The following is a 21,982-nucleotide window of genomic DNA, read 5'->3' as shown; positions in this document are numbered from 1 at the left end:
ACGACCAGCCGCAGCGTGTCGGCGATCAGGTTGACCAGCGTATGGTCCTTCAACAGCTTGGGATATTCGGCGAACACCGCCGAGGACTTCGGGTCCTCGACATGCGGCTCCAGCGCGATCGGGCCTTCCATCCGCAGCATCTTCATCAGCTTGCTGACGAGGAAGATGACGTCGAGATAGTCCTGCTTCTTGTACTTGGGCCCCTTGAAGACCTTGCCGAGGCCGCCGCCGACCGCCTTCAATTCCTTGCCGGAATTGCCGATGACCAGCGCGCCGACCGCGGCGCCGCCGATGATGAGCATCTCGTGCGGGATCGCATGGAAGACGGGCCCCAGGTTGCCGCCGGTGATGGCGAAGCCGCCGAACACCATGCCGAGAAGGATGACGAGGCCGATGGCCGGGAACATGGCACTTTTCCCCAATAAGCGTGCGGGATGATTCTCGAGGGGAGTGGTTAACCCGACAGCGGTGGAGAAGTGGTTACCGTGCCAGCGATGATGTGGGGTTCGAGGGGCAGCGCGGCGCCGGCGAGACGCGTCATTGCGAGCGTAGCGAAGCAATCCAGGGCCGGATCAGGACGCCCTGGATTGCTTCGCTACGCCCGCAATGACGGAAATGTTCTGGACGATCAGCGCAGGTAGCTGAACAGCGACAGCTGCGACAGTTTGGAGAAGCTCGACTGGGTCGCGTTGAGGATCGTCATCGTCTTGGCGAATTCCGCCGCGGTCGCGGTCATGTCGGTATCCTCCAGCGACGAGCGCAGCTCCTCGCGGTCGGCCGAGACATTCTCCTGCAACGTCTGCTGAAGCTCGACCCGCGCGGCGCGGGCACCGACCGACGCCTGGACGATCGAGACCTGATCGGTCGCGCTGTTGATCTTGTCGAGCGCGCCGCGCGCGGACTCGCCGGTCGTGTCGCCGCCCTGCAAGGCCGCGGCGAGCTGCGACAGGATCGCCAGCGTGTCGCCGGCCGGGCTCTGGAAGATGCGCGCGGCGGTTTCGGTCGGCTGGATCGACATGTTGTCCGCGATCGGCACTTCGGACAGCGACGGCGCAGTATTGTAGGTGAAGGTGCCGTCGGCGTTCTTCGTGATCGCCGCGTCGCCGCTGGCGCTGCCGAACAGCGAGCGGCCGTTCGAATCGGTGACGTTGCCCAGCCCGACCAGCGTGTCGACGACTGCCTTCAGCTCGTCGCCGATCACCTTGCGGTCCTGCACGCTCAGCGAGCCGTTGCCGGCGCGCACCGTCAGTTCGGTGGCGCGCTGCATCTGGGTCGTGATCGACTCCAGCGTCGTGTCGGCCTGCGACAGCAGCGACGACGACATGTTCATGTTCGACGTATAGGCAGCCGCATCGATGTTCTTGCGATCGAACTCGGCAAGCTGCTGCCCGATCGCGACATTCTCGGACGGCGAGGTGAATTTCTTGCCGGTCGCCAGCTGGGTCTGGAGCTTGACCGCGTTCGACATCAGCGATCCCATCCGGGCCGCGGACCGATCGAACATGAGGCTGCTGGAGATCTGCATGGTGCTTACCTGATCTCGAGGATCGACTGGAAGGTTTCCTTGGCGACCTGGATGACGCGGCTCGATGCCTGATACGCCTGCTGGTACTTCAGCAGGTCGACCGCCTCGTTATCCAGGTTCACGCCCGTCAGTTCGGAGCGCGTGGTGATCGCGCCGTCGCGGATCGTGGTCTGCGCCTCCGCGACCAGCCGCCGCTGCTTGAGCGTCGCGGCATTGTCGGTGACGAGGCCCTGTACGCTGCCCTCGAACCCCATGCTGCTGCGCTTGCCCGCCAGCGCGACGAGGTTTGACGCATCGCGCGATCCGCCCGAGCGGCCGGCCGCCGCGATCTGGTCGCCGCCGGTCAGCTTCACCTTGAACTGGGTCGGGTCGGTGGTGCTCGCCTCGAAGAAATCGGTGCCGGCGTTGCCCTTCAGGTCGTCGCCGGCGGCCTGCAGCGTGTTGACCGTCTCGGTCAGGTCCTTGGCGATGCGCCCGAGCGCGTCGCGCGTCGTGGCGATGCGCTGCGCGCCCTCGACCATTCCGGCCAGCGATCCGCCATCGGGGTCGAACAGCGTGGGGGAGCCGGTGGGCGGACGCACCGCGAGCGCGACGTTGCTGCCGGTGCGGCCATAGGCGACCTCGCTGGCGTCGCGCGGGTCGACCAGCACCGGTCCGTTGGGGCCGGCGGCGCGGACGGTGGCGCGGCCGTAATCGTCGATCTTGACGTCGACGTCGGTCAGCGCGCTCATCTGCTGGAGCAGGTCGTCGCGCTGGTCCATCAGCCCGGCCATCGCCGAGGTGCCGGGCGCGGTGCGCACCAGCCCCTGGTTGACCTTGAGCATCGCCTGATTGAGCCGGGTCAGCTCGGCGGCGGCCTGCCCGGCCTGTCCGTCGAGTTCGGCGGCCGAATCGTCGAGCGCGCGGGCAGTGACGCCGAACGCATCGGCGACCGAGGAGCCGGCGCTCAGCATCCCGGCGCGCAGCGCGGTGGAGGAGGGATCGGCCTGCAGCGCGGTGCCGGCGGCGAAGAAGGCGGTCATCCGCGACGACAGCCCGCCGCTGCCCAAGGCAGTTTCGATCCGCTCCAGCCAGACCGATCCGGCCTCGGTCCGCGACAGATCGGAAGCGGCGGTGCGCAGCGTCTGGTCGGCATAGGCATTGCCGGCGCGCAAGATGTTGAACGCCGACGACCCCATGCCGTTCGGCGACGAGGTGTTGAAGCCGGTGCCCCCGGTGATCTCGCGGATGCTGGGCGTGCGCCGGACGTAGGACGCATTGCCGGCATTGGCGATGTTCTCCGACGTCGTCGCCAGCGCCGTCTGATACGTGCGCACGCCCGAAGCGCCGAGGGAGAGCAGATCACTCATGCGGTGAGAGTCGCACGATTCGGGTTAAGATCGGGTTGACGGGCGGTTCGAGGGGAGTTTTGGCCCATCGCCCGGCGGAGGGAGCAAGGCTCGCCTCAAGGTCGTCGTCATTGCGAGCGCAGCGAAGCAATCCAGGGCGTCCTGGTCCGGCTCTGGATTGCTTCGCTGCGCTCGCAATGACGAAAAAGGGTCAGGGCTTCGGCGTGGCCGGCGCCGTTGCGCCCGAACCCGTCTCCATCCCCGGCTGCGCCTGCGCGAGGAACTTGCTCATCGCCTGCCCGATGCCGAGCGGGTGGTGCTCGGCCATGTTCTGGACGACCTTCTGGTCGCTCATGTCGCGGAAGGTGTCCATCGCCTTGCTGTCGATCAGCGGGTCGGCGAGCTTGGCCTGCCGCATCGATTTGAGCATCATGCCCGTGAACACCGACTCGAACTGCTGCGCGGCCTTGTCGAGATTCTGCTTCGTCGCGGCGCGCGACAGGCCGGTGTCGAGGCCGGTCTGGCCGGTGATGGGACCGATCGCGTCGCTCATCACAGCACCACCAGTTCGGCCTTGAGCGCGCCGGCTTCCTTGAGCGCCTCGAGGATCGCGACGAGGTCCGCCGGGGATGCGCCGATCGCGTTCACCGCCTTCACGACGTCGGCCAGCTTCGGGCCGGGCGTCAGCAGGAACATCGGCTTCTTCTCCTCGGTGACCTGGACATTGGAGCGATTCTCCAGCGCGGTCTGCCCGTTGCTGAGCGGCGCGGGCTGGCTGACGCGCTGGCTCTCGTCGATGCGGACGGTGAGCTTGCCGTGCGTCACCGCCGCCGGGGCGAGCCGCACCGCGGAGTTGATGACCACCGTGCCGGTGCGCGCGTTGACGATCACCCGTGCGGGCGGTTCGGCGCTGTCGACGGTAAGGTTCTCGATCTCGCTCATCAACGTCGCGCGGACATCCGCGCCGACCGGTGCGCGCACCGCCACCGATACCGCGTCGGTCGCTTGCGCGCTGCCGAAACCGAGCTTGCGGTTGATCGCCGCGGCGACGTTCTGCGCGGTGGTGAAATCGGCGCGGGCGAGATTGTAGGTGAGGAACGGCGTGTCGGCGAACCCGGTCGCGACCGCGCGTTCCACCGTGGCGCCCTCGGGGATACGCCCGGTCGAGGGGACGTTGACGACGATCTTCGACCCGTCCGCGCCCTCCGCGCCCAGCCCGCCGACCGCGAGATTGCCCTGCGCCATCGCATAGACCTGTCCGTCGGCGCCGAGCAGCGGGGTGAGCACCAGCGCGCCGCCGCGCAGCGACTTGGCCTTGCCCATCGAGGCGACGGTGATGTCGATCCGCTGGCCGGGCTTGGCGAACGGCGGCAGCTCGGCGGTGATCAGCACCACCGCGGCGTTCTTCAGCCCCGGATTGGCGTTGGCGGGCAGTTGCAGCCCGAAGCGCGACGCGACCGCCTTCACCGATTGCACGGTATATTCGAGATTGTCGTCGCCGGTGCCGGGCAAGCCCACCACCACGCCGTAGCCGGTCAGCTGGTTCGAGCGGATGCCCTGGAAGCCGCCGAGATCCTTGATGCGGTCCGCGTGCGCGGGCACCGAGACGATCAGCGCGACGAGCGCGATGAAGAGCGTGCGCAGCATCAGAACGGGCTCACCACCTGGAAGAAGCGGGACAGCCAGCCCTGGCGGCTGGCACGGGCGACGTCGCCCTTGCCGGTATAGGCGATCTGCGCATCGGCGACGCGGGTCGATTCGACGCGATTGTCGCGGTCGACGTCGGCGGTGCGCACGATCCCCTTGATCTGCACGAATTCGTCGCCGCGGTTGAGCGTCACGCGCTTCTGCCCGCGCACCAGCATCGTGCCGTTGGGATAGACTTCCGCGACCGTCACCGACACCTCGCCCGACAGCGAGTTCGCCTGATCGGCGCTGCCGGTGCCGTTGAAGCCGCGCTTGCCGTCCATGCCGATGTCGGTGGAGTTCAGCAGGCCGCCCAGCGGGCCGCTGGTCGGCGGGGTGAGCCCGAACGAGCCCTTCGAATCGATCTTCGACGCCGACGACTTGGACGCCGCGGTACGCTCGACCAGCACGATCGTCAGCGGATCGCCGACGCGGCGCGCGCGCCATCCTTCATAGAGCGCGGCATAGCCGCCCGATGCCTGGAAGATCGCGCCATCGGCGACCGGAGCGGTCGGCACCGGGGCGACCGGCTCGACGCGCGCCGCGCTGAAATCCTCGGCGGGCTTCTTCTTGAGCAGCTTGCCGAACACGCTGGCGTGCGCAGGCGCAGGGACCAGCGCCACCGCGGCGGCGGCGCCGAGCACGCCGCCCAGCAACACGCGCAACCGGCGAAAGGAAGGGGCATTCGTCATGATGCGACTTATGACAGATTCTGGTTAACGGTTTTCAGCATGTCGTCGGTGGCGGAGATCATTTTCGAATTGACCTCATAGGCGCGCTGGGTCTCGATCATGTCGACCAGTTCCTCGACGACGTTGACGTTGCTCGCCTCCAGCGTCCCCTGCCGCACGCGGCCGCGGCCGTCCTCGCCGGGCACGCCCATGTTGGCCGCGCCGCTCGACGCGGTTTCCAGCAGGAAATTGTCGCCGTTCGATTCGAGCCCCGCCGAGTTCGGGAAGCTGGCGACCTGGATCTGCCCGAGGTTCTGCCCTTCGGTCTGCCCAGGGATCGTGGCGGTGACGGTACCATCGGTGCCGATCGTGATCTGCGTCGCGTTGGTGGGGATCGTGATGCCGGGCATCACCTGATAGCCCTGGCTGGTGATCAGCAACCCCTCGGGCGAACGCGAGAAGTTGCCGGCGCGGGTGTAGCCGAGCTGCCCGCCGGGCATCTGCACCTGGAAATAGCCGTTGCCGTCGAGCGCGAGGTCGAGGCTGTTGCCGGTCTGGCTCATCGAGCCCTGCGTCTCGGTGCGCGACGTGCCCTGCACGCGCACGCCGGTGCCGAGGTTGAGCCCGGTGGCATATTGCGTCTCGCCGGTCGATTGCGCGCCCGGCGCGGTGACGACCTGGTACGACAGCGTCTCGAACGCGGCGCGATCGCGCTTGAACCCGGTCGTGCTGACATTGGCGAGGTTGTTCGAAATGACGCGCATCCGCGTGTCCTGGGCATCCAGCCCGGTGCGCGCGATGTGCATGGCGGCAGTGGTCATCGGTCAGTCCTTCCTCAGCCCGGCAGGCGCATCACCGATGCGCTCGATTCGTCCATGGAGCGGGCCTCTTTCAGCAAGTTGGCCTGCACTTCGTAGCCGCGCTGGTTCTCGATCATGTCGACCAGCGCCTGGGTCATGTTGACGTTCGAGCCCTCCAGCGCCCCGCTGGTGACCCCGGCGTCGAGATCGGCGGGCATCACGCCGCCGCCGCGTACGCGCATCAGGTTGTCGAGCCCCTTCACGGCATCGCTGCCCTTGCTCGACACCACCTTCAGCCGGTCGACGACGGTGGTCTGCCCGGTCTTGTCGCCCTGCGGCACGATCGAGATCGAGCCGTCCGAGCCGATGCTGATCGAATCGTACGGCGGCACGGTGATCGGGCCGCCCTGTCCCATGACGATGAAGCCATCGCCGGTCTGGAGCGCGCCCGAGGCGGCCACCGTCAGGTCGCCGCGCCGCGTATAGGCCTCCGACCCGTCCGACGCCTGCACCGCAAGCCATTTGTCGGCATCGCCCATCGCGACGTCGAGCGGCCGCCCGGTCTGCTGGACGACGCCCGGCGCGCGATCGGCGTCGCGCACCTCTTCCGAGGTCGGCTGGCGCGCCGAAAGCTGCGTCGAGCCGTCGGACAGGATGATCCGGTCGAACACCACGCGATCGGCGCGGAACCCGGTGGTGGAGACGTTCGCCATATTGTTGGCGATCGCGGCCTGCGACTGCATATGCGCGCGCAGGCCCGTCGCCGCGGTATAGACCAGCTTGTCCACTTACATCCTCTCCGACGTGCCGGCCGCGTGCATCAGCCGCGGATGTTGAGGATCGCCTGCGACACCTGCGTCGCGGTATCGAGCGCCTTCGAGTTCGCCTGGAAGTTGCGCTGCGCGGCGATCAGGTTGACCAGTTCCTCGGTGATGTCGACGTTCGAGCCTTCGAGCTGGCCCGACTTCAGGCTGCCGAAGCCTTCGGCGGCAGCGAAGCCGAGCGTCGCCTTCCCCGAGATACCCGTCGCCTGCCAATAGTTGCTGCCCGCCTGCCGCAGCCCGGTCGGCGCGGAAAACTTCGCGATCGCGACCTTGCCGAGCGGGACGATGTCCGAGTTCGAATAGCTGGCCTTGATGATGCCCGCGTCGTCGACGGTGATGCCGACCAGCTGGCCGACCGCCACGCCGTCCTGCACGCGGTTGCTGACCGCGGCGGCGGCCGAGGTCTGAGTCGAGCCCGACAGGTCGAGCTTGATCGTCTGCTGCGCCGCGCCCGAGGCCGGGATGAACGGCTTGAACTGGATCGCAGTCGGTGGGACCAGCGCGCCAGTGGTGTCGTAGGTCTGTGTGACCGGCCCCGGCGCTGAAGCGGTGGAAGGAGTCAGCATCTGGTCGCCGACATAGGTGTAGACGTCCCACGTGCCGGTGTTCGGCGGCGTAGCAGTGGGCGCGCCCTCGGCGGTGCGCACGTAATAGCTGGTCATCGTCATCGCGTTGCCGTTCGCGTCATAGACGCGAGTCGCGACCGAGTTGTTGTAGGTCGAGGTATCGGTGCGCTTGAAGCCGCTCGTAGGCTTGACGGTTGCGGTCGACGGGATCTGCACCTTGGTGGCGACGTTCTTGGTCGCGGTCGGCGAGCCGCTGGTCGGCTGGATCTGCAGGTTGGTCAGCGACTTGTCGCCGGTCGCGGTGACGTTGCCGTCGTTATCGACCGGGTAGACCATCAGGTAGCTGCCCTGCGCGTCGATCACGTTGCGGCTGTCGTCGACCGTGAACGCGCCGGTGCGGGTGTAGTTGACCTGATCCGACAGGCCGGTCGACTTCACGACGAAGAAGCCTTCGCCGAGGATCTGCATGTCGAGCGCGCTCTTGGTCTGGTTCGACGAACCGTCCGAGAACTGCTGCACGGTGCCCTTCACCGACACGCCCGAGCCGACCATCTTGCGCGGATCGGTCGACACGTTCGACGAGATGACGTCGGCGAACGCGGTGCGGCTCTTCTTGAAGCCGTTGGTCGAGACGTTGGCGAGGTTGTGGCTGATGACCGACATGTCGGTCTGCATGGCCTGGAGGCCCGAAAGCGAGGTGAAGAAGGACATGGGGGGTACTCCTGCGGGTAATAGGTAGAAGGGAAGAGGGTCAGGCGACCTTGCGGACCGCGGCGGGATCGACCTTGCCGAGGCCGGTGACGTTGAGGACCGGTTCGGCGCCCGCGCTCAGGCTGACAGTTTCGACCGGCGCCCACACCAGCGACTTGGCGGCGACGATCGTGCTGCCGTTCGCGGCCTCGACGGTGACGGTGTAGGGGCCGTTCTCGACCTTGTTGCCGGCGTCGTCCTTGCCGTCCCAGCTATAGTCGACCGCGCCGGCCTCCTGCTTGCCGAGCTGGATGTTCTTGACCGCCAACCCGTTCTTGTCGGTGATCGTGACGTCGACGTCGGTCGCCGAGTTCGGCAGCTCGACCGCGCCCATGATCCCGCCCGAGGTCCGCTCGTAGGCGGTCTTGCCCTCGGTCAGCACGGTGCGCCCGACGAAGCTCATCGCCTCGCTCGACGTCGTTGTGCCCAGCCGGGTGGCGATCCCGGCCAGCGTGCTGCTCATCTCGCTGATCCCCGCGACCTGCGAGAAGGTCGCCATCTGCGCGACCATCTGCGTATTGTCCTGCGGGTTGAACGGATCCTGATATTGCAGCTGCGCGGTCATCAGGCGCACGAAGTCCTTCTGGCCGAGCTGCGACTTGCCGACCGTCGACGCAGCGTCGCTGGTCCCGGTGACGGAATTGGAGCGCGCGATTCCGGCCGAGGAGAAGATCGCGTCCTGCGCGGCCTTGTCGACGCCGCTGGTATTGGCGGTAATGCTGGTCATGGTCAGCGACCCATCTTGAGAGTGTCGAGGATCAGCGTCTTGGCGGTCTGCATCACCTCGACGTTGTTCTGGTAGCTGCGCGCGGTCTCCATCATGTCGACCAGCTCGCGCGATTCATCGACCGCGGCGTCGAAGACGTTGCCGTCCTTGTCGGCCAGCGGATGATTGGGATCGTAGCGCTTGGTTGGCTTCTCGCCCGCGGTGACGATCTGCTGCACGTCGACCGTGGACAGCCCGGTCGCCTCGTCGAAGCTGGTGCGGAACACCGGCTTCATCGTCTTGTAGGCGGCGTCCTCGGTGCCCGCGACGCCGCCGGCGTTGGCGAGGTTCGAGGCGGTGGTGTTCATCCGCGTCAGCTGCGCCGACATCGCGCGGCCCGCGACCTGGAACACCGTCATCGGGGTGCCCGACATGGCTTATTCTCCCTTCAGCGCGCGGGTGATCTGCCCGATGCGTCCGTTGAGGAAAGCGAGCGTGCTCTGATATTGAACGGCGTTCTCGGCGAAGGCGGTCTGCTCGGTGGACAATTCCACCGTGTTGCCGTCCATCGACGGGTTGGTGGGCACGCGATACTTGAGCGCCCCGCCCAGATCGGCGCCCACGCCGCCGGGCTGGTTCTCGACCGCGTTGAGCGCGGTGGTGAAGTCGATGTCGCGCGCCTTGAAGTTGGGCGTCGACGCATTGGCGATGTTCGACGCCAGCACGCCCATGCGCTGTGAACGCACCTCCAGCGCGGCAGCGTGAACTCCGAACAATCCCTCGGCCATCGGCCCCAACTCCTCCATGCACGACAGGTGCACGAAGCTAGTCAGCAAAGGCCGTGCCAAATGCCTGAAAGAGCGGGGCGGGCGGCCGAAAGCGCGCTTAGCGGCAAAGACTTGCCGGTTGCCGGCAATCCGGGTTGCCGCCGATGCGCCGCATGGCCGCCCGTGCGAAGGCCGGAGTCAATTGGCCCGCGGCTTGCAACGGGGCGGGCATGACTCCCGCGCTGCTTCTCGACCCCGTGGCGCTGGCGATCGTGCTGGGCGGCACGATGCTGGCGACCGTTCTGCGCACGCCGCTGCGCGATCTCGCGCACGCGCTGCTTGCGCTGGCCACGCTGCCGCGTCGCCGCTTCCGCGCGGAATCGCGGCTGGAGCAGATCACGACGCTGTCGCGGATCGCGCAGCGCCACGGCGTCCACGCACTCGATCGCAGCGTGATCCGCGACACCGACATCGCCGCGGCGATCATGCAGATCGTCGACGGCGCGCAGCCGGCGGTGGTGGTCGAGGCGCTCGACACCGCGCGCCGCCAGCGCGCCGAGCGCCACCGGATCGTCGTCGAGTGCTGGACCGGGATGGCCGAGACCGCGCCGGCGATGGGGATGATCGGCACGCTGATCGGCCTGGTCGCGATGTTCACGCGGATGAGCGATCCGCAGGCGATCGGCGCGGCGATGGCCGTCGCGCTGCTGGCCACTTTATATGGCGCGTTGCTCGCCAACCTGGTCGCAATGCCGATCGCGGCGCGGCTGCGCACCGCGGCGCGCGCCGAATTGCTCGAGCGCGAGCGGCTGGTCGCGCCGCTCGCCGCGCTGGCCGAGCGCGAGGCGCCCCGCGTCCGGGCCCGCGCGCACGACAGCGAAGCGCCGCTCGCGATCGTCACGCAGGACGAAGCGGCATGAGCGACGACGCGTTGCTCGACGTCCAGCCCGGCCGCCCGCTGTGGCTGATCACGCTCGCCGATCTGGCGCTGCTGCTGGTCGGTTTCTTCGTGCTGCTCCAGGCCAACCAGACGCTGACCCCGCGCGATCTGGCGCGCGGCATCGCCGAAGGGTTCGGCGTCGAGCCCGCCGCGGTGGCGATGCCGGTCGCCAGCCACGGCGTCGCCGGCTTCGCGCCCGGATCGGCGGTGCTGCCGCAATCGACCGACGCGCTCGTCGCCTGGGCGCGCGTGGAGCTGCGTGACCCGCGCGTGCGGCTGACCGTCACCGCCAGCACCGACGGCAGCGCCGCCGATGTCGATCCCGCCTCGCGCAGCGCGACGGTGCTCGCCGCCGATCGCGCCCGCGCGGTCGCCGCCGCGCTGGCGGCGGGCGGCGTGCCCGATGCGCGGCTGCTGCTGTCCACGACGCCCGCGCATGGTCCGCGCGCGGTCGCCGTCACGCTCGCCTTTGCCGGCGAGGCCAATTCGCAAGGAACCCCCAGATGATCGCGCTGCTCGCCGCCGCCTCGCTCGCCTTTCAGGATACCGCCGCGATCGACCGCGCGGTCGCCGCCTTCACCACGCGCCCGATCGGTGCGGAGGGCGGCGCGCGGGCGGCGGTCGACGCGCGGCTGCGGCTCGCCACCTGCGGGATGGTCGCGCTGTCGTGGCGCACCGACGCGCATGACGCGGTGGTGGTCGCCTGCGCCGATCCGGCATGGCGGATCTTCGTGCCGGTGATCGCCCCGCCGCGCGCCGCCAGCGCCGCGCCGGCGGTCGTCCGCACTGGCGCCGCCGCGCCCGCACCACGCGCCGAACCGGTGATCCGCCGCGGCGATTCGGTGACGATCGAGGCCGGCTCGGACGGCTTTTCTATCACGCGGGAGGGCGTCGCGATGGCCGATGCCGCGCCGGGCGGACGCGTGATGGTGCGCGTTACGGACTCGGCGCGCCCGGTGCAGGCGGTGGCGGTCGACGCGGGCCGCGCGACGCTGCCCGGCTGGCCGGAATAAAAAAATGCTAAAGCCGCCCGCCCAACGGTCGTTTCTGCCGGTGTCAGCGGAAACCCACGGGTGTGGACATGGTGGAATCGATAGGATCAATGACGGGAAGGGCGGGGGTTTCCCCCGTCGCTGCCGTCCAGCGGACCGCAAAGGCCGCGCCGGTCGCCGAAGCGGCGACCGTCACGAAACAGTCGGCGACCGACGCGACGCAGGCGCCGGGCGCGCTGGCCAGCGCGATGGCGGCCGAGCCGCCGGTCAACGCCGACCGCGTGCAGCAGATCAAGACCGCGCTCGCCAACGGGACCTTCCCGTTGTCGCCGTCGACGATCGCGGATCAGTTCATCGCACTGCGCTACGACTGGGTGTCCCGCAATGACGCGGCGTGACGCGCTGGTCCGCGTGATCGACCTGCTTCATGCAGAGATCGCGGCGCTGAAGAGCAACGACATGAACGCGCTGGAGCGGGCGACGTCGAACAAGCTGCGCGCGATCGAGGAATTGCAGCAGTTGGGCGACGGCCCCGCCACGCCGGAACTGCGCGGGCTGGTCGAGGAGGCGGACCGCCTCAACGACACCTGCCGCATCTACGTCAACCTGATGGCGGCAAATGTTCGCCGCCGCCTGCAACTTCTTTCCGGTCAGGGCGGCAGCTCCTACGGCCGCAGCGCCGCCGCCTACGCCTGACCGATCGCCCGACCGCTGACACGACGACGCCCCGGCCCACCCCCGGGGCGTTTCGATTCAAACACCTTCGTCCATTCCTGCGCAGGCGGGGTATCCAGAACCTCCGACGGTTCGACCCTTGCAAAGACTCTGCGCGTCTGGACGCCCGCCTTCGCGGGGATGACGGATGCCATATTGGCACGCCCCTTGCAGAAATGCCGGGCATGACCGTTGCCACGATCACCTCTGCCACCCAGCGGGTCACGTCCGCGATCCAGCGCGCCGCGCAGCGCACCGGCGTCGACTTCGATTATCTGATGGGTCAGGCGCGGCTGGAGAGCGGGCTGAACGCCAGTGCGCGGTCGGGCACCTCGTCCGCGACCGGCCTGTACCAGTTCCTCGACCAGAGCTGGCTGGCGGTCGTCAAACAGCATGGCGCCGAGCATGGGCTGAGCTGGGCCGCCGACAGCATCCAGAAGTCGGGCGGGCGCTACACCGTCTCGGGTGGCAACCGCGAGGCGATCCTCGCGCTGCGCAAGAACCCGGAAGTCTCGGCATTGATGGCCGCCGAGCACGCCAGCGACAACAAGGGCGCGATCGAGGCGGTGACCGGGCGCGAGGCGACCGGCACCGATCTGTACATGGCGCACTTCCTCGGCATCGGCGGCGCGCGCACCTTCCTGTCGGCGATGCAGAGCAATCCCGATCGCAGCGCGGCGGCGGTTTTCCCGAGCGCGGCGCGCGCGAACCGCAGCGTCTTCTACGAACGCGACGGCTCCGCGCGTTCGCTGTCGGAGGTCTACAAGCGTTTCGCCGACAAGCTCGGCAACGGATCGGACGCCGCCGCCACCGCGAAGGCCAACAACCAGTGGCAGTTTGCGGCACAGGCGCTGGCGATGGGCGAGGACGCCACCGTCGTCACCGGTACCGGGCAGAGCGCGACCGACGCGCTCGACTGGGCTAAGTCGGCGCTGGGCCAGCGCAGCACGGGCGCCAGCCTGCTGCGCCCGTCGCCCGACAATGCGCGGCTCGCCTATATGATGCTCGCCGGGCTGGGGCGCTAAGCGATGAAGATCCTCGCCCATATGCGCCAGGGGGCGCTGCCCGCCGCGATCCTGCTGCTCGTCGTCCTCATGGTCGTGCCGATCCCGGCCTTCATGCTCGACGTGTTCTTCATCATGAACATCACGATCAGCCTCGCGGTGCTGATGGTCGCGCTCAACGCCGAGAAGCCGCTCGACTTCTCGTCCTTCCCGACCGTGCTGTTGTTCGCGACCTTGTTCCGGCTGGGGCTGAACGTCGCGTCGACGCGCATCGTGCTGGTCCATGGCCACACCGGCTCGGCGGCGGCGGGGCATGTCATCGAGGCGTTCGGATCGTTCGTGATCGGCGGCGACTATGTCGTCGGCCTGTTCGTCTTCGCGATCATCGTCATCATCAACCTGATCGTCGTCACCAAGGGCGCGGGCCGCGTCTCCGAAGTGTCGGCGCGCTTCACGCTCGACGCCTTGCCGGGCAAGCAGATGGCGATCGACGCCGACCTCAACGCCGGGCTCATCACCCCCGACGAAGCCAAGAAGCGCCGCGTCGACGTCGCCACCGAGGCCGAATTCTACGGCTCGATGGACGGTTCGTCGAAATTCGTGAAGGGCGATGCGGTCGCCGGGCTGCTGATCCTCGCCGCGAACATCGTCGGCGGGCTGATCCTCGGCCCGGTCAGCCACTCGCTGACGATCGCCAAGGCCGCGCAGACCTATACGATGCTCGCGATCGGCGATGCGCTGGTCGCGCAGGTGCCGGCGCTGCTGCTGTCGATCGCCGCCGCCGCGATCGTCACCCGCGTGAAGTCCGAGAAGGATCTCGCCGGCCAGATCGGCAGCCAGTTCGGCTCGGCGCGCACCTGGACGCCGGTGGCGGTGATCCTCGTGCTGCTCGGCGTGCTGCCGGGGATGCCGCATTTCGTCATCCTGCCGCTCGCCGCCGCCGCCGGCTTCGCGGCGTGGAAGCTGAACCAGATCGCCAAGCGCCCGGCGATCGTCGAGACGCCCCCGCCGGTCGAGGCCCCGGATCCTTCCAAGATCGGCTGGGACGAAGTGTCGGAGACGATGCTGGTCAATCTCGACATCGGTTACGGACTGGTCCCGCTGGTCGACGAGCGCCGCGGCGCGCCGCTGATGGGGCGGATCACCGGCGTGCGCCGCCAGCTGTCGAAGGAACTCGGGTTCGTCGTGCCGCAGGTGCGCGTCCGCGACGACATCAACCTCGCGCCCTACACCTATCGCGTGATGCTGGGCGGGGTGTGCGTCGGCGAGGATCAGGTCTCGCCCGACGAGATGCTGGCCCTCGACACCGGGCAGGGCTTCGGCGAGCTGATCGGCAAGAAGGCCAAGGACCCGACCTTCGGGCTGGACGCGACGTGGATCGCGACCGGCGACGCCGATGTCGCGACCGGCCAGGGCTATCTGGTCGTCGATTCGGGCACCGTGATCGCCACGCACCTCAACCATGCGCTGGGCGCCAATGCCGGCGACCTGCTGGGCGCGGACGAGGTCCAGTCGCTGCTCGACGAACTGAAGGAGCGGGCGCCGCAGCTGGTCGCCGCACTGGCGCCGCTGCCGCTCACCTCGCTGGCGACGGTGCTGAAGGGGTTGCTGTCGGAAGGCATCCAGCTGCGCGAATTCCGCCGCATCGCGGCCGCGATCTCGCTGGCGGCACAGCGCAGCACCGATCCGTCCGAGATCATCGAGCTGATCCGCCCCGAACTGGGCTCGCTGATCATCGCCAAGCTGGCCGGCGTGCGCGAACCGTTGCGCGTGATGACGCTGGAGGGCGGGCTGGAGCAGCTGCTCGGCCAGGCCGCGCGGCAGGATCCCGGCCGTCACGTCATCGAACCCGAACTCGGCCGTCGCATCGTCGACGCGCTGCAAGCCGCGGCCCAGCCGCTCATCGCGGAAGCGAAGCCGTTCGCGCTGGTCGTCCAGCCCGCAATCCGCGTCGCGATCCGCAAACTCGTCCGCACCGTTCTACCGGATACGCCCGTCATGAGCTTCTTCGAAGTCCCCGAGGACAAGGCCGTCGAGGTCGTCGCGATCATCGGCAACCAGCCCCAGCAGCAGGCGCTGGCGGCATGACCGCCGAACCGATGCCGCAGGCGTTCACCGGCGCCCAGCCCCTCACGCCCGCGCTGCCGGTCGATGGCGCACCGCTCACCTACAAGCCGCGCGTCCGCGCGCGTGACGAGAATGCGCTGGTGCGCGAGCACCTTCCGCTCGTCCGCCGGCTCGCGTGGCACGTCCACGGTTCGGTCTCGACCGCGATCGAGGTCGAGGATCTGGTGCAGGTCGGGCTGGTCGCCTTGGTCGAGGCGGTCGCCGCGTTCGAGGATCGCGGGCAGGTGACGCTCAAGCAATATCTGGTCACCCGTCTGCGCGGCGCGATGATCGACGAACTGCGTCGCCACGCGGCGATGACGCGCGGCGCGATCCGCCGGAAGCGCGAATATGCGCGCGCGGTCAACCAGTTGAGCCACGAATATGGCCGCGCGCCCACCGAGCGCGAGCTGGCGACGCGGCTAGAGGTGACGCCCGAGAAGCTGCGCACCGAATATGCCGCCGCCGAGGCGGTGAAATATGAGTCGATCGACGAGGTCTATGCCGACGACCAGCCGTGGTTCGCCAGCAACGAGCCCGATGCGTTCGAGCAGCTTTCCGAGACGCAGACGCGCGATCGGCTGGTCGCCGCGATCGCGGACCTGCCCGAGCGCGAGCAGCTGGTGATCCAGCTGTATCACGTCGAGGAACTGAACCTGGAGGAGATCGGTCAGGTGCTCGGCATCGGGGCGGCGCGCGTCTGCCAGATCAAGAGCGCAGCGCATGCCAAGCTAAAGAAGGCGATGATGCAGCGCTGATCGTTTGCGACCTTCGCCGGCGGCCGTGCGTTGGTGCGGCGATCAGGAGGAGGAAGCGATGACCGAACCCCGCAGCCACCCCGCGCTAAGCGAAGAGCAGCGCGATCCCGACGCGACCGACACCCCGGACGACCTGCCCGCGGGCGAGCCGGACGACAATCCCGACGACCTGACGCTCGCCGATCGGGAATGACGGGACGCGCGGCGGGCCGTATGACAATCAAAGTGGATACTCACCACCCTATCTCGTCATCCCGGACTTGATCCGGGATCCCGCTTCTTCTGTCGCCAGTCGAGAAGAAGCGGGGCCTCGGATCAAGTCCGGGGCGACGAAGGGGAAGGTAGGAACGAAAACGCCCGGTCGCCGATCCCCCCCGGTCGGGGCTTATTCCCGACCCGGCACGTCGTGGTCGTGCGGCTCTTCGCCCTGCGCCTTGGCGGCGTTGTAGCGCTCGATCGCTTCCATCGTGATCTGCCGCGCTTCGTCGCGATCGCCCCAGACGCCGACGCGCACCCACTTCTTCTTCTCGAGGTCCTTGTAGTGCGTGAAGAAGTGCTCGATCTGTTCGAACACGATCTCCGGCACGTCGGCGCGGCCGTCGACGTTCGAATAATAAGGGAACACTTCGTCGACGGGGACGCAGACCAGCTTCTCGTCGCCGCCGGCCTCGTCCTCTAGGTTCAGCACCGCGATCGGACGCGCGCGCACCACGCAGCCCGGGATGAACGGCGAGCGTGCGATCACCAGCGCGTCGAGCGGATCGCCGTCCGGCGACAGCGTATGCGGCACGAAGCCGTAGTTTGCGGGATAGCGCATCGGCGTGTGCAGGATACGGTCGACGAACAACGCGCCCGATGCTTTGTCGAACTCATACTTCACCGGCTCGCCGCCGGTCGGCACCTCGATCACCACGTTCAGGTCGTCGGGCGGGCTCTTCCCCACCGGGATCAGGTCGATACGCATTCTCTTCCCCTCTTGAGGTGCGAACGCCCCGGATCAGCGGGGCGCAAGAAGACGATCGAGACCGGTCTCGCCGGTGCCGATCTTCTGAAGGCGCGGGTAACGCAAGCCATTATGATAGTCGAGTGCTGCACTGCGGAAGCGATCGCCTTGCTTCACCGTCAACGGGATAGCGGTCTTCGAGCCCTTTGCGGCGGTGATCGCGGCCTTCAGTTTGTCGGCGCTATACGCCTCGCCGTCGACCGCGACGATCTGGTCGCCGACCGTGAAGCCGGCGGCGAAGGCGGCGCTGTCCCACGTCACGCCGGTCAGCGTGCCCGAAGAGTCGAGCACCATCCCGCCCGAATAGGTCAGGTTCGTCGACTTGGAGGCCGTTTCCGCCGCCTTGAACGAGGCCGTCGGCGTCTCGCTATAGGACAATTGGTAGCCGTTGCGCGCGAATCCGTCGAGCGGTGCGCCCGCGGCATGTTCGGTCAGCCGGCGGCGCAGATAGCCCGCCCAGTCGAACGGCACGATCCCGTTAAGCGTCCGGGCGACATCGTCGAACGTATAGGTCACCTCGCCCCAGTCGCCGTCGCGAATGCCGAAGAACGCCTTGGCGAAATCGTCGATCGACTTCGCGCCGCCCGACTTCTCGCGCAGCAGCGAATCGACGTCCATCCAGACGAGCAGCCCTTCGTTGTAATAATCCTCGCTGCGCTGCCAGCTCGTCCACCCCTTCGGCCGGCGGGCGGAGATGACCGGATCGTTGGTCGTGTCGACCAGCGCGCGCCATTGCCGGCCGGGCTGGCTGTCGTACAGCGCCATGATCGCGGCATATTGGTCGAGCGTGTCCTGCTTGCTGACCAGCCCCGAGCGCGCCTGGAGCACATAGCCCCAGAATTGCGTCTGCCCTTCATACACCCACAACAGCGAATTGCGCATCGGGGTGCGGAAGTCGGGCGTCCACAGGTCCGCGCCGCGCCGGAACTTGCCGTCCCAGCTGTGCGTGAATTCGTGCGGCAGCAGGTTGCGGCGGCCGGGGCCGTCATTCCACTTGGTGAAATAGCCCGGCGTCACGCCGTTCTCGCTCGAGCGGTGATGCTCCAGCCCGATCCCGCCCAGCTTGTCGGTGATCGACAGCAGGAATTCGTAGCGGTCGTAATGCTGTGCGCCGAAGGTCTTCACCGCCTGTTCGGCGAGACGGGCGTGCGCGGCGATCTGCTCCGGGGTGGCGGCTAGTTCGGCGGGGTCGTCGGCGAAGACGTTCAGGTTGACGCGGGGGGACAGCGGCCAGACCTTGCCGTACTTGCCCGCCAGCACCGGCGAATCGACCAGCACCTCGTAATTGGTCGTGTCATACGTGTAGGTCGACCCCGCCTTCTTGGCCGGGATCGCGCCCGCCGCGGTCCAGCCGTCGGGATATTTCACCGTCATCTGGACCGGGATCTGCCGCGTGAACCAGCCGGCCGGATAGAGGCTGACCGAATTGGGCTGGAGCGAGATCATCGTCGGGGTCATCACGATCCGACCCTGATTGCCCTGAGTCGCCGAGATGAACTGGAACTTCGCCTCGATCGTTTTCGCGCCCGCCGGGACCGTGATGTGAAAGGCGAAGACGTCGACCGGATCGCGCGTCCACTCCACGCGCTTGCCGTTCGCGGTGATGATCAGCCCGGCCAGCTTCTCGATCTCGCCGCGCGGGCTGTGCGCGCCGGGCAGCCATTTCGGGAACAGCAGCACCATCGGCCCGGCCTGCGGCACCGGGATCGTCTCGGTCACGCGGAAGATGCCCTGCGACGGATCGCTGGCGTCGACCGCGAGCTTGATCGTGCCGGGGAAGCGCACGTCGCGCGGCGCGGGGATCGTGTCGATGAACGGCACCGGCTGCGGTGCGCTGTTCCCGGCGGGAACCTGTGCGGCGAGCGGGGTGAGCGCGACGGAGGCGAGAAGGGCGGCGGACGCAAAACGGGCGATCATCGGGGCTCCCAAAGGACAGCGTGACTGACGCGGTTAATCAGCCCGCGCGGCCCGCGTCCAGCCCCCCGGCGGTCAGTTCGCGCCCAACACGTTGATGCTGAACGCGATCACGCCCAGGTTGAAGACGAACCCGGCAAGGCATTGCCCCAGCACCGCGCGCCGCACCGTCCCCGACCGGATCGTCACGTCGGAGGTCTGGAAGGTCATCCCCAGCGTGTAGCTGAAATAGACGAAATCCCAATAATCGGGCGTGTCGGTGCCGGGAAAGTCGATCCCGCCGGCGTCCTTCCCGTCGTCGCCGGGGATGTAGAACAGATGCGCGTAATGCAGCGCATAGACCATGTTCGAGAACAGCCACGCCAGCGCCAGCGTGACGATCACCAGCGCCGCGTGGCTCTGCCGCCCCTGCAGTTCCTCGTGCACCGCGGTCAGGATCACCAGCATCACCGCCGCGGTGATCGCCAGCAGCAGCGTGCGATTGGCGTCGTTCGCCTGTGCGATGACGCGCATCTGCGCCGGGCTGTCGTGGCGCGGCAGCCGGATCATGCTCAGCAGGAAGACGATCGCGGCGATATCGAACCCCGCCATCGCCGCGCGCCCCCTGCCCAGCGTCGGCCACAATGCCGCGACCGCGACGATCAGCACCACCGCGAACAGCACGAAGCGCGGCGGTGCGATCCGTCGTCCCAGTCCCCACCAGCGCGCATGATCGTCCATGCGAACAGCCGCTAGCGCTTGGGCGACGCGCCGACTAGATAGCGCACCTTCTTATGGCCCGTATTCCCACACCGCAGCGCGTGCGCGGCACGCAAGACATCTTCCGCGACGAGCAGCGCCGCTTCGCGCATGTGCTCGACACCTTCGATCGCGTCCGCCGGCTCTATTGCTTCGAACGCGTCGAGGTGCCGGTGTTCGAGGACACGCAGGTCTTCGCGCGCTCGATCGGCGAGACTACCGACGTCGTCTCGAAGGAGATGTACACCTTCCCCGACAAGGGCGACGACCTGCTGACGCTGCGTCCCGAGTTCACCGCCGGGATCGCGCGCGCCTACATCACCAATGGCTGGCAGCAGTTCGCGCCGCTCAAGCTGGTCACCAGCGGTGCGGTGTTCCGCTACGAACGCCCGCAAAAGGGCCGCTATCGCCAGTTCCACCAGATCGACGCCGAGGTGCTCGGCGCGCCCGAGCCGGCGGCGGATGTCGAATTGCTGACGCTCGCCGATCAGTTGCTCCACGAGCTGGGCGTCGCGGACGGGGTGACGCTGCAACTCAACACGCTCGGCGATGCCGCGACCCGCGACGCATGGCGCGATGCGCTGGTGGCGCATTTCGCGGCGCACCGCGGCGAGTTGTCCGAGGACAGCCTGACGCGGCTCGACAAGAACCCGCTGCGCATCCTCGACAGCAAGGACCCGCGCGACCGCCCGATCGCCGATGCGGCGCCGGGCATCGACGCGTACATGAGCGCCGAGGCGGGTGCGTTCTTCGAGAGCGTGCAAAAGGGCTTGCAGGCGGCGGGCGTCGCGTTCCAGCGCAACGAGCGGCTGGTGCGCGGGCTCGATTACTACCGCCACACCGCGTTCGAGTTCGTCACCGACCGGCTCGGCGCGCAGGGGACTGTGTTGGCGGGCGGGCGCTACGACGGATTGGTCGAAAGCCTCGGCGGCCCGGCGACCGCGGGTGTCGGCTGGGCGGCGGGCGTCGAGCGGCTGGCGATGCTGCTGGAGGAGCCGGCGGCGGTGCGGCCCGACGTGGTGCTGGTGGTCGAGAACGACGCCGCGCACACCGAAGCGGTCGCGGCGCTCGCAAAGCTGCGTCGCGCCGGCGTGGCGGCGGAACTGGTCGCGACCGGCTCGCCCAAGAAGCGCTACGACAAGGCGCTCAAGCTCGACCCGGCCGAGACGCTGACCTTTACGATAGACGGCGACACGGTGGCGACGCGCGGTCGCGTGCTGCGCGGTGACGGGTCGCGCGTCGCCGAGGTTCTCGCGTGAGACTACCCACCTCCCGTCGCCCCGGCCTTGAGCCGGGGCCCCGCTGCCTTTCCGACGTCGCGGCAGAAGCGGGACCCCGGCTCAAGGCCGGGGTGACCACCGAGGCGCGCGCATGACCACCATCTCGATCGACCGCATCCGCCAGATCAAGGCGCGCCGCGACGAACTCGCCGCGCAGATGGCGACCGGCAATCTCGACGGCGACCGCTTCGTCGCGGTGTCGAAGGAATATGCCGAGCTCGAACCCGTCGCGCAGGCTGCCAGCGAGGTGCGCCGGCTGCGGCAGGAGGCCGAGAGCCTCGCCTTCATGGCCGGCGACGCCGACGCCGAACTGCGCGCGATGGCCGAGGAGGAATTGCGCGACAATCGCGCCGCGCTCGACGCCGCCGACCGCCGGCTCGCGCTGGCGCTGCTCCCGCGCGACGCCGCCGACCAGCGCTCGGCGATGCTCGAGGTCCGCGCCGGCACCGGCGGCGACGAGGCGGCGCTGTTCGCGGGCGACCTGTTCCGCATGTACCAGCGCTATGCCGAGGGGCAGGGCTGGCGCGTCGAGCTGATCTCCGCCTCCGACAGCGATGCCGGCGGCTACAAGGAAGTCGTCGCCAGCGTCACCGGCACGGGCGTGTTCGCGAAACTGAAGTTCGAAAGCGGCGTCCACCGCGTCCAGCGCGTGCCCGCGACCGAAAGCGGCGGGCGCATCCACACCTCGGCAGCCACCGTGGCGGTCTTGCCCGAGGCCGAGGACGTCGACGTCCAGATCGACGAGGCCAAGGACCTGCGCATCGACGTCTACCGCTCGTCGGGGCCGGGCGGGCAGTCGGTCAACACCACCGACTCGGCGGTGCGGATCACGCACTTGCCGACCGGGCTGGTCGTGATCCAGCAGGACGAAAAGTCGCAGCACAAGAACAAGGCCAAGGCGCTCAAGGTG

At 68.2% G+C, this 21,982-nt stretch carries 26 protein-coding genes; 11 read left to right on the top strand and 15 right to left on the bottom strand.

Annotated features, from left to right (window positions below):
* The 12 genes from AADI75_RS13135 to flgB form a co-directional block, all read right to left on the bottom strand.
* The coding region (locus tag AADI75_RS13135; protein ID WP_341209467.1) for a motility-associated protein at positions 1-407 on the bottom strand (407 nt) is incomplete at its 3' end.
* Between the two features lie 221 nt (positions 408-628).
* Positions 629-1,468, bottom strand: a complete 840-nt coding sequence (locus AADI75_RS13130; protein WP_341209466.1) for a flagellin — start codon at positions 1,466-1,468, stop codon at positions 629-631.
* A gap of 62 nt (positions 1,469-1,530) precedes the next feature.
* Positions 1,531-2,874 (bottom strand): flagellar hook-associated protein FlgK, encoded by a 1,344-nt coding sequence (gene flgK, locus AADI75_RS13125; RefSeq protein ID WP_341209465.1) that lies wholly within the window; start codon positions 2,872-2,874, stop codon positions 1,531-1,533.
* Positions 2,875-3,064: 190 nt separating this feature from the next.
* Positions 3,065-3,406, bottom strand: coding sequence for a rod-binding protein (locus AADI75_RS13120; RefSeq protein ID WP_341209464.1), 342 nt, complete (start codon positions 3,404-3,406; stop codon positions 3,065-3,067).
* Positions 3,406-4,500 carry a flagellar basal body P-ring protein FlgI gene (locus tag AADI75_RS13115; RefSeq protein ID WP_341209463.1) on the bottom strand — a complete coding sequence of 365 codons (1,095 nt, stop codon included), beginning with the start codon at positions 4,498-4,500 and terminating at the stop codon, positions 3,406-3,408. The genes AADI75_RS13120 and AADI75_RS13115 overlap by 1 nt, the downstream gene beginning before the upstream one ends.
* Positions 4,500-5,231 carry a flagellar basal body L-ring protein FlgH gene (locus AADI75_RS13110; RefSeq protein WP_341209462.1) on the bottom strand — a complete coding sequence of 244 codons (732 nt, stop codon included), beginning with the start codon at positions 5,229-5,231 and terminating at the stop codon, positions 4,500-4,502. The genes AADI75_RS13115 and AADI75_RS13110 overlap by 1 nt, the downstream gene beginning before the upstream one ends.
* Before the next feature lie 8 nt (positions 5,232-5,239).
* The gene (gene flgG, locus AADI75_RS13105; protein ID WP_341209461.1) at positions 5,240-6,031 is read right to left on the bottom strand and encodes a flagellar basal-body rod protein FlgG; all 792 of its coding nucleotides are present in this window, start codon (positions 6,029-6,031) and stop codon (positions 5,240-5,242) included.
* A 14-nt stretch (positions 6,032-6,045) separates the two neighbouring features.
* The gene (flgF, locus tag AADI75_RS13100) at positions 6,046-6,798 is read right to left on the bottom strand and encodes a flagellar basal body rod protein FlgF (protein ID WP_341209460.1); all 753 of its coding nucleotides are present in this window, start codon (positions 6,796-6,798) and stop codon (positions 6,046-6,048) included.
* Between the two features lie 32 nt (positions 6,799-6,830).
* The gene (locus AADI75_RS13095) at positions 6,831-8,111 is read right to left on the bottom strand and encodes a flagellar hook protein FlgE (RefSeq protein WP_341209459.1); all 1,281 of its coding nucleotides are present in this window, start codon (positions 8,109-8,111) and stop codon (positions 6,831-6,833) included.
* A 40-nt stretch (positions 8,112-8,151) separates the two neighbouring features.
* Positions 8,152-8,877, bottom strand: a complete 726-nt coding sequence (locus AADI75_RS13090; protein ID WP_341209458.1) for a flagellar hook assembly protein FlgD — start codon at positions 8,875-8,877, stop codon at positions 8,152-8,154.
* A gap of 2 nt (positions 8,878-8,879) precedes the next feature.
* The gene (flgC, locus tag AADI75_RS13085; RefSeq protein WP_341209457.1) at positions 8,880-9,290 is read right to left on the bottom strand and encodes a flagellar basal body rod protein FlgC; all 411 of its coding nucleotides are present in this window, start codon (positions 9,288-9,290) and stop codon (positions 8,880-8,882) included.
* 3 nt (positions 9,291-9,293) lie between these two features.
* A complete protein-coding gene (flgB, locus tag AADI75_RS13080; RefSeq protein ID WP_341209468.1) occupies positions 9,294-9,644 on the bottom strand; it encodes a flagellar basal body rod protein FlgB in 351 nt (116 codons plus the stop codon).
* A 209-nt stretch (positions 9,645-9,853) separates the two neighbouring features.
* Here flgB and AADI75_RS13075 point away from each other — a divergent pair, with 209 nt between their 5' ends.
* The 9 genes from AADI75_RS13075 (at position 9,854) to AADI75_RS13035 (ending at position 16,330) form a co-directional block, all read left to right on the top strand.
* Positions 9,854-10,543, top strand: a complete 690-nt coding sequence (locus AADI75_RS13075; protein WP_341209456.1) for a MotA/TolQ/ExbB proton channel family protein — start codon at positions 9,854-9,856, stop codon at positions 10,541-10,543.
* Entirely contained in the window at positions 10,540-11,070 is a 531-nt protein-coding gene (locus AADI75_RS13070) for a hypothetical protein (protein ID WP_341209455.1), read from the top strand. The genes AADI75_RS13075 and AADI75_RS13070 overlap by 4 nt, the downstream gene beginning before the upstream one ends.
* Complete coding sequence (locus tag AADI75_RS13065) at positions 11,067-11,576, top strand: flagella basal body P-ring formation protein FlgA (protein ID WP_341209454.1); 510 nt, start codon at positions 11,067-11,069, stop codon at positions 11,574-11,576. Before AADI75_RS13070 ends, AADI75_RS13065 begins: the two co-directional genes overlap by 4 nt.
* Before the next feature lie 89 nt (positions 11,577-11,665).
* The gene (gene flgM / locus AADI75_RS13060; protein WP_341209453.1) at positions 11,666-11,953 is read left to right on the top strand and encodes a flagellar biosynthesis anti-sigma factor FlgM; all 288 of its coding nucleotides are present in this window, start codon (positions 11,666-11,668) and stop codon (positions 11,951-11,953) included.
* Complete coding sequence (locus AADI75_RS13055) at positions 11,940-12,251, top strand: flagellar protein FlgN (protein WP_028967537.1); 312 nt, start codon at positions 11,940-11,942, stop codon at positions 12,249-12,251. Before flgM ends, AADI75_RS13055 begins: the two co-directional genes overlap by 14 nt.
* A 203-nt stretch (positions 12,252-12,454) precedes the next feature.
* Positions 12,455-13,294, top strand: coding sequence for a transglycosylase SLT domain-containing protein (locus AADI75_RS13050; RefSeq protein WP_341209452.1), 840 nt, complete (start codon positions 12,455-12,457; stop codon positions 13,292-13,294).
* 3 nt (positions 13,295-13,297) lie between these two features.
* Positions 13,298-15,361, top strand: a complete 2,064-nt coding sequence (gene flhA / locus AADI75_RS13045) for a flagellar biosynthesis protein FlhA (protein WP_341209451.1) — start codon at positions 13,298-13,300, stop codon at positions 15,359-15,361.
* Entirely contained in the window at positions 15,358-16,137 is a 780-nt protein-coding gene (locus tag AADI75_RS13040; RefSeq protein WP_341209450.1) for a FliA/WhiG family RNA polymerase sigma factor, read from the top strand. The genes flhA and AADI75_RS13040 overlap by 4 nt, the downstream gene beginning before the upstream one ends.
* Positions 16,138-16,195: 58 nt before the next feature.
* Entirely contained in the window at positions 16,196-16,330 is a 135-nt protein-coding gene (locus AADI75_RS13035) for a hypothetical protein (RefSeq protein ID WP_341209449.1), read from the top strand.
* Between the two features lie 192 nt (positions 16,331-16,522).
* Here AADI75_RS13035 and ppa read toward each other — a convergent pair whose 3' ends face one another.
* The 3 genes from ppa to AADI75_RS13020 all read right to left on the bottom strand — a co-directional run bounded on the left by ppa (position 16,523) and on the right by AADI75_RS13020 (position 19,774).
* On the bottom strand, positions 16,523-17,101 hold the full coding sequence (gene ppa / locus AADI75_RS13030; RefSeq protein ID WP_341209448.1) for an inorganic diphosphatase: 579 nt from the start codon (positions 17,099-17,101) through the stop codon (positions 16,523-16,525).
* Between the two features lie 33 nt (positions 17,102-17,134).
* Complete coding sequence (locus AADI75_RS13025; RefSeq protein ID WP_341209447.1) at positions 17,135-19,057, bottom strand: peptidase M61; 1,923 nt, start codon at positions 19,055-19,057, stop codon at positions 17,135-17,137.
* Between the two features lie 72 nt (positions 19,058-19,129).
* Complete coding sequence (locus tag AADI75_RS13020) at positions 19,130-19,774, bottom strand: DUF1345 domain-containing protein (RefSeq protein WP_341209446.1); 645 nt, start codon at positions 19,772-19,774, stop codon at positions 19,130-19,132.
* Positions 19,775-19,827: 53 nt separating this feature from the next.
* On the opposite strand from AADI75_RS13020, the gene hisS reads away from it, so the two are divergent.
* Positions 19,828-21,051, top strand: a complete 1,224-nt coding sequence (gene hisS / locus AADI75_RS13015) for a histidine--tRNA ligase (RefSeq protein WP_341209445.1) — start codon at positions 19,828-19,830, stop codon at positions 21,049-21,051.
* 112 nt (positions 21,052-21,163) lie between these two features.
* A partial coding sequence (locus AADI75_RS13010; RefSeq protein WP_341209444.1) for a PCRF domain-containing protein occupies positions 21,164-21,982 on the top strand: 819 nt, incomplete at its 3' end.

This window comes from uncultured Sphingomonas sp., assembly GCF_964021865.1.
GTDB lineage: Bacteria > Pseudomonadota > Alphaproteobacteria > Sphingomonadales > Sphingomonadaceae > Sphingomonas.
Note: the sequence above shows the minus strand (reverse complement) of the source record. Positions and strands in the feature narration are given on the sequence as shown.

Excerpts from the sequence above, each read along its gene's own strand:
- AADI75_RS13075 (WP_341209456.1), top strand. The coding sequence starts at position 9,854 with ATGACTCCCGCGCTGCTTCTCGACCCCGTGGCGCTGGCGATCGTGCTG.
- AADI75_RS13120 (WP_341209464.1), bottom strand. The coding sequence starts at position 3,406 with ATGAGCGACGCGATCGGTCCCATCACCGGCCAGACCGGCCTCGACACC.
- flgG (WP_341209461.1), bottom strand. The coding sequence starts at position 6,031 with ATGACCACTGCCGCCATGCACATCGCGCGCACCGGGCTGGATGCCCAG.
- AADI75_RS13040 (WP_341209450.1), top strand. The coding sequence starts at position 15,358 with ATGACCGCCGAACCGATGCCGCAGGCGTTCACCGGCGCCCAGCCCCTC.
- AADI75_RS13025 (WP_341209447.1), bottom strand. The coding sequence starts at position 19,057 with ATGATCGCCCGTTTTGCGTCCGCCGCCCTTCTCGCCTCCGTCGCGCTC.
- AADI75_RS13115 (WP_341209463.1), bottom strand. The coding sequence starts at position 4,500 with ATGCTGCGCACGCTCTTCATCGCGCTCGTCGCGCTGATCGTCTCGGTG.
- flgM (WP_341209453.1), top strand. The coding sequence starts at position 11,666 with ATGACGGGAAGGGCGGGGGTTTCCCCCGTCGCTGCCGTCCAGCGGACC.
- AADI75_RS13035 (WP_341209449.1), top strand. The coding sequence starts at position 16,196 with ATGACCGAACCCCGCAGCCACCCCGCGCTAAGCGAAGAGCAGCGCGAT.
- ppa (WP_341209448.1), bottom strand. The coding sequence starts at position 17,101 with ATGCGTATCGACCTGATCCCGGTGGGGAAGAGCCCGCCCGACGACCTG.
- AADI75_RS13020 (WP_341209446.1), bottom strand. The coding sequence starts at position 19,774 with ATGGACGATCATGCGCGCTGGTGGGGACTGGGACGACGGATCGCACCG.
- flgC (WP_341209457.1), bottom strand. The coding sequence starts at position 9,290 with ATGTCGGGCACCCCGATGACGGTGTTCCAGGTCGCGGGCCGCGCGATG.
- AADI75_RS13065 (WP_341209454.1), top strand. The coding sequence starts at position 11,067 with ATGATCGCGCTGCTCGCCGCCGCCTCGCTCGCCTTTCAGGATACCGCC.
- hisS (WP_341209445.1), top strand. The coding sequence starts at position 19,828 with ATGGCCCGTATTCCCACACCGCAGCGCGTGCGCGGCACGCAAGACATC.
- flgB (WP_341209468.1), bottom strand. The coding sequence starts at position 9,644 with ATGGCCGAGGGATTGTTCGGAGTTCACGCTGCCGCGCTGGAGGTGCGT.
- AADI75_RS13050 (WP_341209452.1), top strand. The coding sequence starts at position 12,455 with ATGACCGTTGCCACGATCACCTCTGCCACCCAGCGGGTCACGTCCGCG.
- AADI75_RS13055 (WP_028967537.1), top strand. The coding sequence starts at position 11,940 with ATGACGCGGCGTGACGCGCTGGTCCGCGTGATCGACCTGCTTCATGCA.
- flgK (WP_341209465.1), bottom strand. The coding sequence starts at position 2,874 with ATGAGTGATCTGCTCTCCCTCGGCGCTTCGGGCGTGCGCACGTATCAG.
- AADI75_RS13130 (WP_341209466.1), bottom strand. The coding sequence starts at position 1,468 with ATGTCGAACGCGGTCAAGCTCCAGACCCAGCTGGCGACCGGCAAGAAA.
- AADI75_RS13090 (WP_341209458.1), bottom strand. The coding sequence starts at position 8,877 with ATGACCAGCATTACCGCCAATACCAGCGGCGTCGACAAGGCCGCGCAG.
- AADI75_RS13070 (WP_341209455.1), top strand. The coding sequence starts at position 10,540 with ATGAGCGACGACGCGTTGCTCGACGTCCAGCCCGGCCGCCCGCTGTGG.
- flhA (WP_341209451.1), top strand. The coding sequence starts at position 13,298 with ATGAAGATCCTCGCCCATATGCGCCAGGGGGCGCTGCCCGCCGCGATC.
- AADI75_RS13110 (WP_341209462.1), bottom strand. The coding sequence starts at position 5,231 with ATGACGAATGCCCCTTCCTTTCGCCGGTTGCGCGTGTTGCTGGGCGGC.
- AADI75_RS13095 (WP_341209459.1), bottom strand. The coding sequence starts at position 8,111 with ATGTCCTTCTTCACCTCGCTTTCGGGCCTCCAGGCCATGCAGACCGAC.